Genomic DNA, 15,144 nt, shown 5'->3' with positions numbered 1-15,144 from the left:
GACACCATGGTAAGGTCAAGGTCTGTGTACGGACTTTCTGTAAGTTCGCCTGGCCTAGGGGCAATGCGGGTTCGCTGAGCGTCGAGCCCGTCCTGCAGGACTTGTGGCGGTGCGTTGCAGTCGTCCTGACATAGCAATAGATCACCCTAGTCACGATGCTGACTTTGCCCCCGAGCCGCGAATCCCATAACCGATTCACATGTTCGCTGCTTTCGGGCGAGCCACGAGCCAGCGTTGCTCGAATTGCATCGGGCTGATGTAGCCCAGTGTTGAATGCAGCCTGCGCGCGTTGTACCAGAGCAGCCAGTCGATGGCCTCATCCTTGGCGCGGCGACGGGTCTCGAATCGCATGCCCTGCAGCCGCTCCACCTTGAGCGAGCCGAACAGCGTCGCGCTGCACGCGTTGTCCCAGCAGTTGCCCTTGCGGCTCATCGAACTGCGCATGCTCCAGCCTTCGAGCAGGCTCTGGACTCCCTGTTGCAGTATTGACTGCCCCTGCCCCTGCCCCTGCCCCTGTCGCTGTGGAAGATGAGGCCCGCCTCCTTGGCCGGGCGACGGCGGAACCATGCCATGCGCAGCGTCCATGATCCACTGGCGCGTCATGCGCTCGCTCAGGCTCCAGCCCACCGCTTGGCGGCTGAACAGCTCGATGACCACCGCCAGGTACAGCCAGCCTTCGTCGGTGGCGAATTGGTGATGTCGCCAGCCCAGGCCCGGTCGGGGCTGGCCACGTCGAAGCGCTGCCCCAGCAGGTTGGGTGCCACCGGCAACTGGTGCCGGCTGTCGGTGGTGGCCTTGAAGCGGCGCTTGCCGCGCGCCTTGATACCGTGCTGCTGCATAAGCTTGCGCACGCGCTCCTTGCCCACGCGGATGCCGTGTGCCAGCAGTTCCTTATGTACTCGGGGCCAGCCGTAGTTGCCCTTGCTTTGGGCGTGGATGGCCTTGATATGCACCAGCAGCGCGTCGTCACTCAGCCGTGCACGCTCGGGCCCTTGGGCTTTGCGCGTGAAGTTCTGGTGGTAGCCGCAGGGGCTCACCCCAGCACCTCGCACATCACCGAGACCAGCCAGCTCTGGCGATGTCGCTGCACGAAGGCGTACTTCACAGCGACTCCTTCGCGAAGTACATCGTGGCCTTTTTTAAGATGTCGCGCTCCATCTTCGCCCGCGCCAGCTCCGCGCGCAGCCGGCTGATTTCCTTCTGCTCGGCGCTCACCGCCTTGCCCTCGGCGCCCGTGAGCTTGCCCTCGCGATGGGCCTTGACCCAGTTGAACAGCGTCTCCTCAACCAGCCCAAGACTGCGTGCCGCCGCCGCGATGCTCTGTCCCGATTGCACTAGCCGCATCGCTTCCTGCTTGAACTCCAGCGTGTAGCGCGACCTCACCGTCTTCGTCATGCCTTCTACCCCTCGTCCGCTGAAAACTGCAATTGACCGTACGGCAATTGGGTGTGGACTGACTCCTTTTCTGCCACGCCCGATGCGCGGCGCAGAATATCTACTTGGCATGGCAAGTAGGGACTCACGATGTCCTTGACGCTGGGATCCTCAGCGAAGCATCGTCCTTCAAACCTGCGATCAGCGGACATCGCACCTTGCCCCTGGATGCGCCGCATAGACGGATCATTCCCTCCAGCACCCCTTCCATTCGGCGCAGGTCCTCCAGCTTGCTCCGAACGCCCGCAAGCTTGGCCTGAGCTTTGGCTCGAGCCTGGGCGCAATGGGAACCATCGTCGAGCTGGAGCAGTTCATCAATCTCGTCCAGGCTGAATCCAAGGCGCTGAGCCGATTTGATGATATGCAGTCGAGCACGATCCGCTTCCACGTAACGTCGGATTCCGCCAGATGGCCGCGGCGGCTCAGGCATCAATCCCTTGCGCTGGTAGAAGCGGATGGTCTCGACGTTGACGTCCGCTGCCTTGGCCAATCCGCCAATCGTCATGCCGGGCTCGGCGGGTGAGGGGCTGTCGTTCATGTCGCTTGACTCCGTACTTGGGTACGGCGTTAAGGTTATCCCATGCCAGCTCACACAACCACCTCCGATCCCGCAACCGAGCACGGCGGCAAGGCTCTGCTGGCCGGCGGTCTTGCCGCTCTGTTCGCATCGGCCTGCTGCCTCGTCCCCCTGCTGTTGATCATGGTGGGCATCTCGGGTGCGTGGATCAGCCATCTGGCGGCATTGCAGCCCTATCAGCCGCTGTTCATCGGTGCATCGCTGGTGGCGCTGTTCTTTGCTGCGAGAAAAATATGGAGGCCTGCGGCCGCGTGCGAACCGGGCCAGGTGTGCGCGACTCCCAGCATCAACCGCACATACAAACTGCTGTTCGGCGTCGTGGTGCTGCTGCTCGTCGCCGCGATGGGATTCCCGCTGATCGCCCACTGGTTCTATTGATGAAAGACTTGCTTGTGAAACGCATCTTGATCGCTGTCGGATTTGCGCTGAGTGCGCCTGTGTGGGCAGCGCAGAAGACCGCTACGCTTTCCGTCCAGGACATGTCCTGCGCCACCTGCCCCATCGCGGTCAAGATGGCTCTGATGAAATTGGGCGGCGTGGTCAACGTGACGTCCAACCTCGCGAAGAAACAGACCACGGTGGTTTACGACGATGCCCATATCTCACTTGAGTCATTGACCCAGGCGACCAAGGATGCCGGCTTCCCGTCAACCGTCACTGGAGTCAAACCGTGACCGAGGTGGTTCTGACTTCGGTGTTGACCTGTCCGCAATGCGGGCACGCCAGATCCGAAACCATGCCCACCGATGCCTGTCAGTGGTTTTATGAGTGCGAAAGCTGCCACGCGATCCTTAGGCCCAAGACGGGTGACTGCTGCGTGTTTTGTTCTTACGGAACGGTGCCGTGCCCGCCGATACAAGAGGGAAAGCAGTCGGGTTGCGGCAAGGCCACCTGACTCAAGTGGGTACTGGCCAGCTTGACACGAACGTCTACGTATGGGGCAAAGGCTGCCCTTCCGTCATGGCGCTTTCCCCGACACATTCTGGGGGGGCAGATGAAATCTTGGACTACCAAGAGGTAGTTCATGTATTCGCTCTGAAGCCCGCCTTCCAGCCGCGTAAGAAACAATGCGGCGGCGGTTCATGTTCGAGGCTGGTACGCAATGATCATCATGCCCGCCTTCAACCTTTCATTGAATTTAGCAAGGTCAGGATGTCTTCGGCGATCACGGCGGGCTCGGTGCCATAGCTGGAAAACAAGCGCACCCGACCTTCGGTGTCGAACACATATTTGCCCGCCGAGTGGTCCATCGTGTACGACGTCGGTGTGCTGCCTTCGGCCTTGCGATAGTAGATTTTGAAACTGTCCGCCACGGCCTTGAGTTCAGCCGGCTCGGGACGCAAGGCCAGAAACGTCGGATCGAAGTTGGTCATGTACTCCTTGAGGAGCGGCAGTGTGTCGCGCTCCGGGTCCACCGTGATGAAGAGCACCTGCAACTGCTTGCCTTGATCGCCCATGAGGCGCTTGACCTCGGCGAGGGTGGTCATGGAAGTGGGGCACACGTCGGGGCACTGCGTGAAGCCGAAGAACACCACGACGGCTTTGCCGCGGAAATCAGCCATGGTGCGAGATTGACCGGTGTGGTCGGTCAGTTTCAAGTCTTGTGCAAATGCGGCGCCGGTGATGTCGGTGCTCTTGAAAGTTGGCGCCTTGGGCGAACAACCGGCCAGGAAAGCGCTTCCAGCGAGCCACGCGGTGCTCAATGCCAGAACCGTGCGCCGGTTGAGCGGACGTGCGGGTGTCGTGTACTTCATTTCTTCGCCTTGGCCACTTCTTCGGCCACCAGCGCGGCCAGTTGTTCGGGGCCGAAGCTCGACAGGCTGCGGCCATTGACGAAGAAGGTGGGCGTCTTGGTGACCTGCAGCGCGGTGAGGTCTTCGATGTCTTGCTGCAGCAGGGACTGCATGCCGGGTTTTTCGATGTCCTGGCGCGCTTTGACGAGGTCCAGCCCGGCCTGCTCAGCCACCTTGAACGCGATCTCGATGTTGGGCTGGCCATGATCAGCCCATGCTGGCTGCGCGGCCAGCACGGCTTCAAGCACCGCCTGGTACTTGCCTTGGCCCTTGGCCGACTCCAGCAGCTTGACCACCCGGTCCGAGCCTTGGTGGAATGGCGCGTAGCGGATCACGAGGCGCACGTCGTTGGGGTACTGGGCCATCAGGTTCTTCACGAGGGGATAGAACGCGCGGCAGGTCTCGCAGGCCGGGTCAAAAAACTCGACGATGGTGACCGGCGCGCCTTGTGGGCCGAAAACTGGTGAGTGCATGCGCACCAGACGGGTCTGCTCGGCCTTGACCTGCACTTCCTGCGCGGTCTGCACGCGCTTCTGGTAGGCGTTCATGCCCAGGTAAAAGAACAGGGCAACGATGGCCACCAGGCCGATGACGGTGATTCTCTTGGCGTTCATGAACGGGTCTTTCTCAAGTAAACAAAAAGCAGGATGGCGATGGCGATGAAGGCCAGGAGGGACAACCAGGGAATCTGGATGCCATTGAGGATGTCCAGACGCTGTTCGCTGCACGAAGGCCCGGCGCCACAAGGCACCCACCATTTCGGCACCCAACCGGTCACCAGGGCGGTGTGGTAGCCGGCCATGGCTGCACCACCCAATGCCAGCGGCAGCGCATAGACAGCTCCACGCCGGTCTTCTGCGAACGCCGCCATGCCCAGGATGAGCGCCAGCGGGAACATGAAGATGCGCTGATACCAGCAAAGCAGACAGGGCGTCATGCCCATGACTTCTCCCATGAAAAGTGCGCCCAGCGTGGCGGCCAATGCAACACCCCAGGCGGCCATGAGCCAGAGCCAGCCATGCTTCATGAGGGCAACTCGTCGGGAGTTATGCGGGACGATGGGCACGGCGGTGATTTCAGCGATGCGAAGCACCAGACCAGCATGGAGCAGACGATGAAGGCATCGGCCAGGTTGAAGGCTGGCCAATGAATGCTGCGCCAGTGGAAATCGAGGAAGTACACGACGGTACCGATCTGGATGCGGTCCACGAGGTTGTAAGAAAGTCGGGTAGCGCACACGCGACATTTGGGACTGGAGCAGAAGTGGACCTTCGGAAGTGTTCGCGTGTTTGTCGCTTGTGATGTCGAGAAGCCAGCTTCTTCTTCAGAAGCAACACGACAGTTTTTCCATTCTTTGACCTTCGCGTTGTAGAGGTCAACTGTCTAAAGCTTGTGTCACCGCACTGAGCAAATTTTGCCTCGCTCAAGAGGCCCATGACTCCACGAAAGAGGTTTTTGTCTATTTCACGCTGCTCGGCTTCATTGCCCCAGCGGTCGGATCGGAACGTCGACGAAAACCACCGTCTCGACCATATCCGCACTGGCAAAGGTCAACTTCAGTCGCAGCGTTTCTCCGGCCTTTAGCGGTTTTTTCAAACCCAGCAACATAAAATGCGTTCTACCTGGCGCCAATTCGACCGTGGTCCCAGCCCCGATCTGGAGCGGTCCAAGCGCTCTCATACGCATCACGCCGTTCTGGTGGTCCATGCTATGCACTTCCACAGACTTTGCCACGATGGTTTCGGCCTTGAGCAAGGCGACGTCGGCGGAACTGTAAATTTTCATGTAGGCCGCTCCGACCTGCTGTCCCGGCACTGTCGCACGGGCCCACGCATCATTCACTTTCGGCATGCGTGCCGCGCGTGCCGACAAAGCTCCTGCCTCACCACTATCGTTCGCCGCCGAAACAAGTGCTGCGGACAACCCCAGCAGCAGTGCGACGGTCGTCATCCAGATTGCCTTCTTCACAAAATTCTCCTTTTCGTATGCGTGCGCCAATCAGCCGATGCCCCCGAGGACCGGGAACGTCTTGAGCAGCCAGATCGCAAAATGCATCAGCTGGCCGCTGGCGACCGCGGTGCCCATGACGACCAGGATTGCGCCGGTGGCGAGCTGCAGAAAACGGCCAGCCCGGCGTAGCGCGCCGAGGCGGCGGGTGAACGGCACCATGAAAAACGCGGCAAGCAAAAACGGCACACCAAGACCCAACGCATACACGCCCAGCAGCAGCGTGCCGCGCCCGACGCTGTCGCTGGTCGCACCGAGCGCCAGGATACCGCCGAGGACCGGCCCGATGCATGGCGTCCATCCAAAACCGAACGCCATGCCGAGCACCATCGCCGATAGCGGCCGTCCCCCCGCTGCGTTGGGATCGAAGCGGTAATATCGTTGCACCCACGCCGGGGACCGCACCACGCCCATGACCATCAAGCCCGCGAGCGCGATCGCGACGCCGGCGACGATATTCATTTCATAGCGATAGGCAAGGAAAAGGCGTCCGATCGCGGTCACGCTTGCACCCAGCGCAAGGAACACGATCGAGAATCCGAGCACGAAACATCCGCTCAGGCCAAGCGCGCGCCAGCGGTCGGCGCCATTGCCGATGCCCTGCGACGTCAACCCTGTCGAGCCCCCGGCAATGTAGGAAAGGTAGCCCGGCACCAGCGGCAAGACGCAGGGCGAAAGAAACGACGCAATGCCCCCGACAAATGCGGTCAGCAGGCCGGCTACGGTCAGTTCAAGCATGGCTCATCTTGAAAAACGAAATGTTCAAAATTGGGTTTTCACTTTGATTGGCTTGTGGCCGGGGACAATCCCAGGGCTTCATCGATCAATGCCTCGACAGCTGCACTGTCCCATTCGGCGGGCCCCAATGCGCGGCCGATCTCGCGGCCGTTCTGGTCGATCAACAGAGTCGCGGGAACGGCAAAAGCGCCGAGCGCGACCGACACGCGCGCATTCGGATCGAAGTAGCCGCGCAGGGTTTTGATGCCAGTCTCGCGATAGAACGGCTCTACTGTGCCGGGTCGTTATCGATCGATAGCGCGACCACTTCAAAAGTCGGACCACCGCGTTTTGCATTCAGGCGATCCAGCGAGGGCATTTCCTTGCGACAGGGTGGACACCAGGTTGCCCAGATATTTAGCAGCACCACGCGACCGCGGAAATCCTCCAGAGCTAGTGTCTTGCCGCTCTCATCCCGGAACGACAGCGCCGGCAACTCGCGCGTGGAGTGCCAGCGGAGAAAAGGTTGCCCGCCAATGTCAACTGTGACACTAGGCTCAAGGCCGCCCGATGCGGCAGGCCAAGCGCCAAAGTAGCCGGAGCCAACAATCACGCCGACAAGGGCGCTGATGAGCGCCGCCGCCATGAACAAGGCTACGGTGACGGATTTTTTCATCGTTCTCGCGCTCAATCAGGCCTTATAGAGGCGGTTTGGGCTGCCCATGTTGCGCACTGCGTGCCTTCTCGATGCGTTCCGCGATCGTACGGGCAGGCTCCGATTCGGGCAGCAATTGCGCATGCAGCGGCTGCCAATACTCGATCGCAGCAGCATAGTCAGCGCGTGCAAATGCAGCCGACCCCGCCAGAGCGAGCGCGAACGGATGTTGCGGATCTAGCTTGAGCGCACGCTCCAGCAAGTTGGTGGGTTCGCCGTTCAGATCGCCATTGCGGTTTATCGCCAGCGTTTCCGCATACTCGGCCAACAGTTGAGGTTCAATATCCACCACGGCGCCGGCGCGCTCAAATGCCTTTGCTGCATCCTCGTGGCGGGCAAACGCGCGATACGAGCGGGCCAGCATTGCCCATCCTTCTGGATCGTCGGGATTGCGCTTGAGCTTATTTTCGAGCGAGGCGACCATCGCCTCCACATCTGCCCGCGCTACCGGCGCTGAGCGCTCGGCTTGCGGGGACAGTGCCGCAGGATTGCCCAGGGCAAAGTAGGCAGTAAACGCGGCCAGCGGAAGCAATGTGGAAAGTGCGAGTGCGGCGCCTTTGCTGCCCTTGACCGCGTTGCTCGTTGCTACATCGACGGTCACCTCATCAAGCACGCGGCGCTGCAGTTCCTGCTTAGCCTGTTCCTGATGAACGGCAGACAAGGTACCACTGGCACGGTCGCGTTCCAATTCGACCAACTGATCGCGCAGAACCGCCGCGTTCACAGCGCCGTGCGCAACATGTTCAGCTTTCCAGCCGCGCCAGAGCACGGGCGCTAGCGCCAGAACCACGGCAACAGTGAGCGCCATCGCGCAGGCGATGAAAAGATAGTTCATGTTGATTTTCCGGTATCAGAGTTTTGCCGCAGCAGCGCTTCAGCGCGCTTGCTGTCCTCGTCGCTCAGCGGCGCCTTGTCGACCTTGCCGCTGCGACGGCGCAGATGCAGCGCCAGAGCGACCAGCCCGGCGGCAAGCAGCAGTGCCGGTCCGAACCACAGCAGTAGCGTGCTGCCTTTGAGCGGAGGTCGGTAGCGCACGAAATCGCCATAGCGGTCGACCATGTAGGTCATGATTTCCTGGTCGCTCTTGCCGGCTACGATCTGTTCGCGGATCTGACGCCGCAAGTCCACCGCGAGGTCCGCGCGCGAGCCGGCGATCGATTCGTTCTGGCATACCAGGCAGCGTAGTTCTGCTGCAATCGCCGTCATGCGTTGTTCAACATGAACGTTCGGCCCCGTCGGCGTTGCTTCGCCGGCCCAGGAGCTTGCTGCGAACACAGCGCACGATAGCGCCAGGGAAAAGCGTTTCATTTCTGCAGCTCCCGCACCAAGGGCAGAATCTTGTCGCTCAGCGCTTCGGCCGTTACTGGGCCGATGTACTTGTAGCGGATGATCCCGGCCTTGTCGATGACGAAGGTTTCAGGCACACCATAGACGCCATAGTCGATCCCGACGCGCCCCTGGGTATCGGCGACGGACAGCAAGTAGGGGTTGCCATGCCGGCGCAGCCAGTCGAGCGCGTCGTTGCGTGGGTCCTTGTAATTCAAGCCGATGATCGGCACCGCGCCGCTGTTCGCCAGGTCGAGCAGTACCGGATGCTCCTGCAGGCAGGCGGCGCACCAGGAAGCCCAAACATTGAGTAGCCATACCTTGCCTTGCATCGCTTCCGGAGACAATGTTTGCTCAGGCGTGGCGAGCTGCGGCAAGGTGAAACCGGGCGCTGGCTTGCCTATCAGCGGCGACGGCACTTCACTGGGCTTCAGCGTGAGGCCGACACCGAGGAACGACAGCAGCACGATAAAGCCGATCAAGGGCAACATGAAACGGTTCATGGCGCCACGCCTCCGGCGGCCAGCGCATCGCGCCGCGCGCGCAGCTTCAGCCGGTAGCGCCGGTCGCTGATGGCAAGCAAACCGCCTAAGGCCATCAGCAGACAGCCGCCCCAGACCCAATCGACGAAAGGCTTGTAATAAACCCGCACGCTCCAGGCGCCGTCCGGCAGCGGCTCACCAAGCGACACGTAGACATGGCGCAACCCGTTGGCATCGATCGCCGCTTCAGTCATCGGCATGGTGGAGGTCGCATAGCTGCGCTTTTCAGGGTGTAGCAAGCGCAAAACTTTGCCGTCCTGCGACAGCTCCACGTCGCCCACGGCGGCCACATAGTTGGGTCCCTGCGCCTGACGCACACCGAGCAGCCTGAAGTCGTATCCACCCGCGCTAATGATGTCCCCCGGTACCATCCGTACATCTTTTTCCGCTTCATATCCCATAACCAGCGTAACGCCGGCCACGAATACTCCAATTCCCAGGTGCGCGATGTGCATCCCGAGCCAACTGGGTGGCTGCGCAAGCAAGCCACTGCGCGTGGTGCGCACGCGTTCGGCGACGGCGGCAACCACACTCGCCATAATCCAAGAAGCAAGCGCCAGTCCCATCGCGGCCAGCGGCGACCAGCGGCCCAACGCAAAAGGCAGGCCCACACCAGCTAGCAAAGCGACGATTGCCGGCACTCGCAGGCGCTTGAGCATATTGCCGAGGTCCGCGGCTTTCCAGTGCGCTAGTGGCCCCAGTGCGATGAGCAGCAGCGCCGGCACCATCAACGGAACGAATACAGCATTGAAATACGGGGCGCCGACCGACAGCTTGCCCAAACCGAGCGCATCGACAAACAACGGGTAGAGTGTGCCGAGAAGCACCGAAGCGGCGGCGACAACCAGCAACACGTTGTTGACCAGCAGCAGCGATTCCCGCGACACCAGCTCGAAGCGTCCGCCCAGGCCGACCTTGGGCGAGCGCACGGCAAACAGGAATAGCGACGTTCCCACCACCAGCCCCAGCAGCATCAGGATGAATATCCCGCGGCGCGGATCGGTCGCGAACGCATGTACCGATGTCAACACGCCGGAGCGCACCAGGAAGGCGCCCAGCAGCGCGAGCGAAAACGTGCAGATGGCGAGCAATACGGTCCAGTTCTTGAAGCTGCCCCGCTTTTCTGTTACCGCCAGCGAATGGATCAGCGCCGTGCCGACCAGCCACGGAATGAAGGAAGAGTTCTCGACCGGATCCCAGAACCACCAGCCGCCCCAGCCTAGCTCGTAATAAGCCCACCAGCTTCCCAAGGCAATGCCGAGTGTCAGAAATATCCATGCGGCCGTTCCCCAAGGCCGCGACCAGCGCGCCCAGGCGGCATCCAATTGCCCCGCCAGTAACGCGGCGATGGCAAACGCGAACACCACTGAAAAGCCGACGTAGCCCATGTAGAGCATCGGCGGATGGAAGATCAGCCCGGGATCCTGCAACAAGGGATTCAAATCGCGCCCGTCCACAGCCGCCGGCAGCAGCCGCTCGAACGGATTCGACGCAAACAGGATAAAGAGCAGGAATCCTGCCGCCACGAGTCCCAGCACGCCCAGCACGCGCGCCACCATCGCGTCCGGCAATTGCCGCGACAGCAGGCTCACCGCGCACGCCCAGCCTGTCTGCATCAGCATCCACAGCAACAACGAGCCCTCATGACCGCCCCATACCGCCGCGATGCGGTAGACAACAGGCAGTTGCGTGTTGGAGTTTTGTGCGACGTACGCGACGGAGAAGTCCTTAGCGATGAACGCCCACGTCAGGCAGGCAAAACTGATCAGGATCAGCAGGAACTGCACGCGCGCGGCCGGCCGCGCAAAGGCGATCCACGCAGCTTTGCCGCGCGCCGCGCCTGTGAGCGCCAAGCTGCCCTGGGCGAGCGCGACGAACAGGGTGAGAATGAGAGAAAAATGGCCAAGTTCTGGAATCATGATCGCTAGGGTTTCACCGTCTGGGAAGATTTCTTTGCCTGTTCCAACGCATGTTTTGCTTCGGGCGGCATATAGTTTTCGTCATGCTTTGCGAGTACTTCATCGGCACGGAAGACGCCATCGCTGTCGAGTTTTCCTTGTGCCACCACGCCCTTCGCTTCCCGGAACAGGTCAGGAAGAATGCCGGTGTAAGTGACCGGCATCTCATTCGCCGTATCGGTGACAATGAATTTCACGGTGAGACCATCGCTCTGACGCTGTACGCTGCCGCTTTGCACCATGCCGCCGATCCGAAACGTGCGGCCCTTGGGCGCTTCGCCCGCGCTCACCTGCGTCGGCGTGAAAAAGAACACCAGATTGCTTTGGAATGCATTCAGCACCAATGCTGCGGCGATGCCCAATGCGGCGAGCCCGCCGACAATCAGGGCGGCACGCTTATGACGATTTTTCATTGAAGATTTCCTGCTCGAGCACGAGCTCGCGTTTCAGTTGTGTCAAGGCAGTGTTGCGCCGTTGACGCAGCAGCACCGGTTCCACGACCAGGCACGCAGCGGTGACGGCAAACGAACCCCACACGTACAAGCCATAGCCGCCCATGGCGAAAAATTCCGCCGGACTATTCCAGTTCATCGTTTCACCTCTTGCAATTCCTGGAGCCAGTCCGCGTGCCGTTCACGCTCCAGGATGATGCAGCGCACCCGGGCCAGCGCCGCCGCGACCGCATACATCCAGCACGCCAGCGCCATCAGCAGCATGCCTGTCAGCATGACCGCGGCCATGGACGGCGCCTTGGTTAGCGACACCGAGGCGCCCTGGTGCAGGGTGTTCCACCATTGCACCGAAAAGTAGATGATCGGAATGTTGATAACGCCCACCAGCGCCAGCACCGCGCCGGCCTTGTCCGCGCGGCGCGGATCGTCGATCGCCGATTGCAGCGCGACGAATCCGAGGTAGAGAAACAACAGGATCAGTTGCGACGTCAGCCGCGCATCCCACACCCACCACGTGCCCCACATCGGCTTGCCCCATAGCGCGCCGGTCCACAGCGACAGGAACGCGAACATCGCGCCGGTCGGCGCCAGCGCTGAGGCCATCATGCCGGACAGCCGACTGTTGAGCGCAAGCCCGAAACCCGCCCAGCCTGCCATGAGCACATAAATGAACATCGACATCCACGAGACGGGCACGTGGACGAAGATGATGCGGTAGCCCTCCCCTTGTTGGGCATCGGTTGGTGCGACAAAGAAGCCCATATACAAGCCGGCGATGGCGAATGCAGCCGCCGCGCCAGCGAACCAAGGGATCAGCTTCCCAGCCAGCGGGTAGAAAGTCGCGGGCGATGCAAATCTGAACAAGTTGATCATTCGTCTATTCATCATTCCAAGGCAATCCGTAGTGCCACCGTGGTCGCCCATGGCGCGAAAAAAACCGCCACCACCAACAACGCGGTCAGCAGCGACACATGGGAAGTAGCCGACAGCCCCGATGCCTGCGCTTCCACCGCGCCAGCGCCGAAGATCAGTACCGGCACATACAGCGGCAGTATTAACAGCGACACCAGCACGCTGCCGCCGCGCAAGCCCAATGTCAGCGCTGCACCGATGCCTCCGATGAGGCTCAGCACCGGCGTGCCGATCGCGAGCGACAGCACGAGCACCGCCAGCGACGGCGCCGGTACATCGAATTGCAACGCCAGCAGCGGAGCGAGCAGGGTCAGCGGCAGCCCCGACAACAGCCAGTGCGCGAACACCTTGCCCGTTACCAGCACACTCAGCGGCACCGGCGACAGGGCCAGCTGCTCCAGCGTACCGTCGGCATAGTCCTGTTCGAACAAGCGGCCAAGCGACAGCATGGTTGCCAGCAAGGCCGCTACCCACAGCACGCCGGGTGCAATCTGTCGCAAAGTGCCGATTTCCGGCCCGATGCCGAGCGGGAAAAGGCTGACCACGATGACAAAGAAAAACAGCGCGGTCAGCGCGTCAGTCTTGCGCCGCATGGCCAGCCGCAAATCGCGCCGGACCACGCCTGTCCAAGCAGACAAGGCAGACGTTGCGCTCACGCGCCCAACCGCATGCTGTGCACACGACTCGCAAGTGAAACATCCTGATGACTCGTTAGCACCGCCAACCCGCCTTGCACGAGGTGGCGGTCGAGCACGGCCGACAGCCAGGAAATCGCATTGACGTCCAGCGCCGTCAGCGGCTCATCCAGAATCCATATCGGCCGGTGATCCAGCAGCAGCCTCGCGAGGCTGGCACGCCGCCTCTGTCCTTGCGACAGGACACGCACAGGCAAGGCCTCGCGGCCCGCGAGGCCGGCTTGATGCAGCGCCTCGCGCACCGCTTCGGCATCAACCGGCCGCCCGGCCAACGCCGTCGCAGCCAGCAGGTTTTCTTCTGCCGTCAGCTCGTCCTTGAGCGCATTCTGGTGTCCGCAATACAGCAATGCATTGCTGTATTCGTCGCCCAACCGCTGAATTCGCTCGCCTTTCCATCGCACTTCTCCCGCCGCTGGAGGTGTTAGTCCGGTCAGTACGCGCAGCAGGCTGGTCTTGCCGCAGCCATTGGCGCCTTGCACAAGCAGGCATGAGCCGGCTTCCACCTTCAACGCGAGATCGTGGAACAAGCGGCGATCGCCGCGCACGAATGCCAGATTGCTAGCTTCCAGCACTGCCGGTGTGTTCATCATTCCCAACTCTTTCCATCTGCCTGCTTCAACACGGTCTTCAAATCGCGCGCGATGACGTCGGGTCCATGCTCATCGCTGATAAACAGCCTTTTTCGGCCCTGAGGATCAAAGACGAAAATGCCGCCACCATGGTCTACCGTGTAGAACCCGGTCGCGTCCGGCTTCCGGCGCTCGTAGAACACCTTGAACTCTTTTGCGATGTTGTCCGTGGCCTGCTCATCGCCATACAAGCCAAGGAAGGTCGGATGAAACGCCGGAACATACTGCCGTAGTATTTCCGGCGTATCGCGCCTGGGATCGAGCGTCACCAGTAGCACCTGCACGCGATTCGCGTCCGCACCAAGGGTATTGAGCGCCGCCGCCAGCTTGGTCATGGTTGTCGGGCAGACATCCGGGCAGTTCACGTAGCCGAAAAACAGTGCGACGACTTTTCCCTTGAAATCCGCGAGACTTCTTGCTTGCCCGTTATGGTCGGTCAACCGAAAATCCTCGCCCCAAGGTGCGCCGGTGATGTCCACCGTGGAGAACTTCGGCTGCGGAGCGTCTTTCACGCCGCAGGCGGACAACAAGAGCGACAGAACAAGCACCAATCCTGCTTTAACCAGCTTCACGTTGCAAACTCCAACCACTCTTCTCTTGTCAACGCTGCCGGCGATTCAACAGGCCGCTTGCCACGAGGCACCCACCACTTCGGCACCCAACCGGCCACCAGGACGGTGTGGTAGCCGGCCATGGCTGCGCCACCAAGGACCAACGGGAATATGAAGATGCGCAGGTACCAGCAAAGCAGACAGGGCGTCATGCCCATGACTTCTCCCATGAAAAGTGCGCCCAGCGTGGCGACCAATGCGACACCCCAGGCGGCCATGATCCAGAGCCAGCCATGCTTCATGAGGACAACTCCTCGGGGGTTTTACGGGTCGATGGGCGCGACGGTGATTTCAGCGATGCGAAGCACCAGACCAGCATGGAGCAGACAATGAAGACGTCGGCCAGGTTGAAGGCTGGCCAGTGAATGCTGCGCCAGTGGAAATCGAGGAAGTCCACCACGGCACCGATCTGGATGCGGTCCACGAGGTTGCCGCTCCCACCGCCCACCACGAAGGCGCCCACCCATCGATCCAATGGTTCGGCCTGCCGGAAAAGGCACCCGAAAGAAACGACACCGACCACCAGCACGGCCACGCCAATGAAGAGCCAGCGTTGCCAGCCACCCGCATCGGCCAGCAACGAAAAGGCCGCCCCCGCGTTGAGCAAATGCACAAAGTTGAACCACTCGGTCACCCGTACCGCTTCGCCAAGTGCCAGGGTGTTTGAGAAATACGACTTGCTGATCTGATCAACATGCAAGAGCGTTGCTACGGCTGCAAGCCACGTCCATCTTGGGTTTCGCTGAGTCCAGCGCGCGGTCATGAGGGGAATCCTT

The 15,144-nt window shown here is 61.2% G+C and carries 24 protein-coding genes and 1 pseudogene; 3 read left to right on the top strand and 22 right to left on the bottom strand.

The window, feature by feature from the left end; translation table 11 throughout:
- Positions 1 to 195 precede the first annotated feature (195 nt).
- Positions 196 to 1,395 (bottom strand): annotated as a pseudogene (locus AC3WPZ_RS07260) (IS3 family transposase).
- A 124-nt stretch (positions 1,396 to 1,519) separates the two neighbouring features.
- Positions 1,520 to 1,972 carry a mercury resistance transcriptional regulator MerR gene (merR, locus tag AC3WPZ_RS07255; protein WP_492438883.1) on the bottom strand — a complete coding sequence of 151 codons (453 nt, stop codon included), beginning with the start codon at positions 1,970 to 1,972 and terminating at the stop codon, positions 1,520 to 1,522.
- 42 nt (positions 1,973 to 2,014) lie between these two features.
- Here merR and merT point away from each other — a divergent pair, with 42 nt between their 5' ends.
- The 3 genes from merT to AC3WPZ_RS07240 are packed head-to-tail and all read left to right on the top strand — an operon-like array spanning position 2,015 to position 2,906.
- Positions 2,015 to 2,389, top strand: coding sequence for a mercuric ion transporter MerT (gene merT, locus AC3WPZ_RS07250; protein WP_492438881.1), 375 nt, complete (start codon positions 2,015 to 2,017; stop codon positions 2,387 to 2,389).
- Positions 2,389 to 2,685 carry a mercury resistance system periplasmic binding protein MerP gene (gene merP, locus AC3WPZ_RS07245; RefSeq protein ID WP_492438879.1) on the top strand — a complete coding sequence of 99 codons (297 nt, stop codon included), beginning with the start codon at positions 2,389 to 2,391 and terminating at the stop codon, positions 2,683 to 2,685. The genes merT and merP overlap by 1 nt, the downstream gene beginning before the upstream one ends.
- Complete coding sequence (locus AC3WPZ_RS07240) at positions 2,682 to 2,906, top strand: GDCCVxC domain-containing (seleno)protein (RefSeq protein ID WP_492438877.1); 225 nt, start codon at positions 2,682 to 2,684, stop codon at positions 2,904 to 2,906. Before merP ends, AC3WPZ_RS07240 begins: the two co-directional genes overlap by 4 nt.
- Positions 2,907 to 3,132: 226 nt before the next feature.
- On the opposite strand, the gene AC3WPZ_RS07235 is transcribed toward AC3WPZ_RS07240, so the two are convergent.
- From AC3WPZ_RS07235 to lspA, 20 genes are all read right to left on the bottom strand, one after another.
- A complete protein-coding gene (locus AC3WPZ_RS07235; RefSeq protein ID WP_492438875.1) occupies positions 3,133 to 3,765 on the bottom strand; it encodes an SCO family protein in 633 nt (210 codons plus the stop codon).
- A complete protein-coding gene (locus tag AC3WPZ_RS07230) occupies positions 3,762 to 4,418 on the bottom strand; it encodes a DsbA family protein (RefSeq protein WP_492438873.1) in 657 nt (218 codons plus the stop codon). The genes AC3WPZ_RS07235 and AC3WPZ_RS07230 overlap by 4 nt, the downstream gene beginning before the upstream one ends.
- On the bottom strand, positions 4,415 to 4,831 hold the full coding sequence (locus AC3WPZ_RS07225) for a disulfide bond formation protein B (RefSeq protein WP_492438871.1): 417 nt from the start codon (positions 4,829 to 4,831) through the stop codon (positions 4,415 to 4,417). Before AC3WPZ_RS07225 ends, AC3WPZ_RS07230 begins: the two co-directional genes overlap by 4 nt.
- A complete protein-coding gene (locus tag AC3WPZ_RS07220; protein WP_492438869.1) occupies positions 4,828 to 5,013 on the bottom strand; it encodes a signal peptidase II in 186 nt (61 codons plus the stop codon). The genes AC3WPZ_RS07225 and AC3WPZ_RS07220 overlap by 4 nt, the downstream gene beginning before the upstream one ends.
- Positions 5,014 to 5,283: 270 nt before the next feature.
- On the bottom strand, positions 5,284 to 5,772 hold the full coding sequence (locus tag AC3WPZ_RS07215) for a copper chaperone PCu(A)C (protein ID WP_492438867.1): 489 nt from the start codon (positions 5,770 to 5,772) through the stop codon (positions 5,284 to 5,286).
- 30 nt (positions 5,773 to 5,802) lie between these two features.
- On the bottom strand, positions 5,803 to 6,549 hold the full coding sequence (locus AC3WPZ_RS07210; protein WP_492438865.1) for a cytochrome c biogenesis CcdA family protein: 747 nt from the start codon (positions 6,547 to 6,549) through the stop codon (positions 5,803 to 5,805).
- A 38-nt stretch (positions 6,550 to 6,587) separates the two neighbouring features.
- The gene (locus tag AC3WPZ_RS07205) at positions 6,588 to 6,755 is read right to left on the bottom strand and encodes a TlpA family protein disulfide reductase (RefSeq protein WP_492438863.1); all 168 of its coding nucleotides are present in this window, start codon (positions 6,753 to 6,755) and stop codon (positions 6,588 to 6,590) included.
- Positions 6,756 to 6,817: 62 nt separating this feature from the next.
- Positions 6,818 to 7,204 (bottom strand): TlpA family protein disulfide reductase, encoded by a 387-nt coding sequence (locus AC3WPZ_RS07200; RefSeq protein ID WP_492438861.1) that lies wholly within the window; start codon positions 7,202 to 7,204, stop codon positions 6,818 to 6,820.
- A gap of 22 nt (positions 7,205 to 7,226) precedes the next feature.
- Positions 7,227 to 8,078: a c-type cytochrome biogenesis protein CcmI gene (ccmI, locus tag AC3WPZ_RS07195; protein WP_492438859.1), complete on the bottom strand. Its 852-nt coding sequence runs from the start codon at positions 8,076 to 8,078 to the stop codon at positions 7,227 to 7,229.
- Entirely contained in the window at positions 8,075 to 8,551 is a 477-nt protein-coding gene (locus tag AC3WPZ_RS07190; RefSeq protein ID WP_492438857.1) for a cytochrome c-type biogenesis protein, read from the bottom strand. The genes ccmI and AC3WPZ_RS07190 overlap by 4 nt, the downstream gene beginning before the upstream one ends.
- Positions 8,548 to 9,072 carry a DsbE family thiol:disulfide interchange protein gene (locus AC3WPZ_RS07185; protein WP_492438854.1) on the bottom strand — a complete coding sequence of 175 codons (525 nt, stop codon included), beginning with the start codon at positions 9,070 to 9,072 and terminating at the stop codon, positions 8,548 to 8,550. The genes AC3WPZ_RS07190 and AC3WPZ_RS07185 overlap by 4 nt, the downstream gene beginning before the upstream one ends.
- Positions 9,069 to 11,030, bottom strand: coding sequence for a heme lyase CcmF/NrfE family subunit (locus tag AC3WPZ_RS07180; protein ID WP_492438852.1), 1,962 nt, complete (start codon positions 11,028 to 11,030; stop codon positions 9,069 to 9,071). Before AC3WPZ_RS07180 ends, AC3WPZ_RS07185 begins: the two co-directional genes overlap by 4 nt.
- Positions 11,031 to 11,035: 5 nt before the next feature.
- Positions 11,036 to 11,482, bottom strand: a complete 447-nt coding sequence (gene ccmE, locus AC3WPZ_RS07175; protein ID WP_492438850.1) for a cytochrome c maturation protein CcmE — start codon at positions 11,480 to 11,482, stop codon at positions 11,036 to 11,038.
- A complete protein-coding gene (gene ccmD, locus AC3WPZ_RS07170; protein ID WP_492438848.1) occupies positions 11,466 to 11,660 on the bottom strand; it encodes a heme exporter protein CcmD in 195 nt (64 codons plus the stop codon). The genes ccmE and ccmD overlap by 17 nt, the downstream gene beginning before the upstream one ends.
- Positions 11,657 to 12,394 carry a heme ABC transporter permease CcmC gene (gene ccmC / locus AC3WPZ_RS07165; protein ID WP_492438846.1) on the bottom strand — a complete coding sequence of 246 codons (738 nt, stop codon included), beginning with the start codon at positions 12,392 to 12,394 and terminating at the stop codon, positions 11,657 to 11,659. The genes ccmD and ccmC overlap by 4 nt, the downstream gene beginning before the upstream one ends.
- Positions 12,395 to 12,405: 11 nt before the next feature.
- Positions 12,406 to 13,089, bottom strand: a complete 684-nt coding sequence (gene ccmB, locus AC3WPZ_RS07160) for a heme exporter protein CcmB (RefSeq protein WP_492438844.1) — start codon at positions 13,087 to 13,089, stop codon at positions 12,406 to 12,408.
- Positions 13,086 to 13,718, bottom strand: a complete 633-nt coding sequence (gene ccmA, locus AC3WPZ_RS07155; RefSeq protein WP_492438842.1) for a cytochrome c biogenesis heme-transporting ATPase CcmA — start codon at positions 13,716 to 13,718, stop codon at positions 13,086 to 13,088. Before ccmA ends, ccmB begins: the two co-directional genes overlap by 4 nt.
- Positions 13,715 to 14,329, bottom strand: a complete 615-nt coding sequence (locus AC3WPZ_RS07150) for an SCO family protein (RefSeq protein ID WP_492438840.1) — start codon at positions 14,327 to 14,329, stop codon at positions 13,715 to 13,717. Before AC3WPZ_RS07150 ends, ccmA begins: the two co-directional genes overlap by 4 nt.
- Positions 14,326 to 14,610, bottom strand: coding sequence for a disulfide bond formation protein B (locus AC3WPZ_RS07145; protein ID WP_492438838.1), 285 nt, complete (start codon positions 14,608 to 14,610; stop codon positions 14,326 to 14,328). Before AC3WPZ_RS07145 ends, AC3WPZ_RS07150 begins: the two co-directional genes overlap by 4 nt.
- Complete coding sequence (lspA, locus tag AC3WPZ_RS07140; protein ID WP_492438836.1) at positions 14,607 to 15,131, bottom strand: signal peptidase II; 525 nt, start codon at positions 15,129 to 15,131, stop codon at positions 14,607 to 14,609. The genes AC3WPZ_RS07145 and lspA overlap by 4 nt, the downstream gene beginning before the upstream one ends.
- Positions 15,132 to 15,144: the final 13 nt, after the last annotated feature.

The organism is Hydrogenophaga sp. FW305-3-2-15-A-LB1 (genome assembly GCF_058787875.1).
This window is presented reverse-complemented; position numbering and strand designations above follow the sequence as displayed.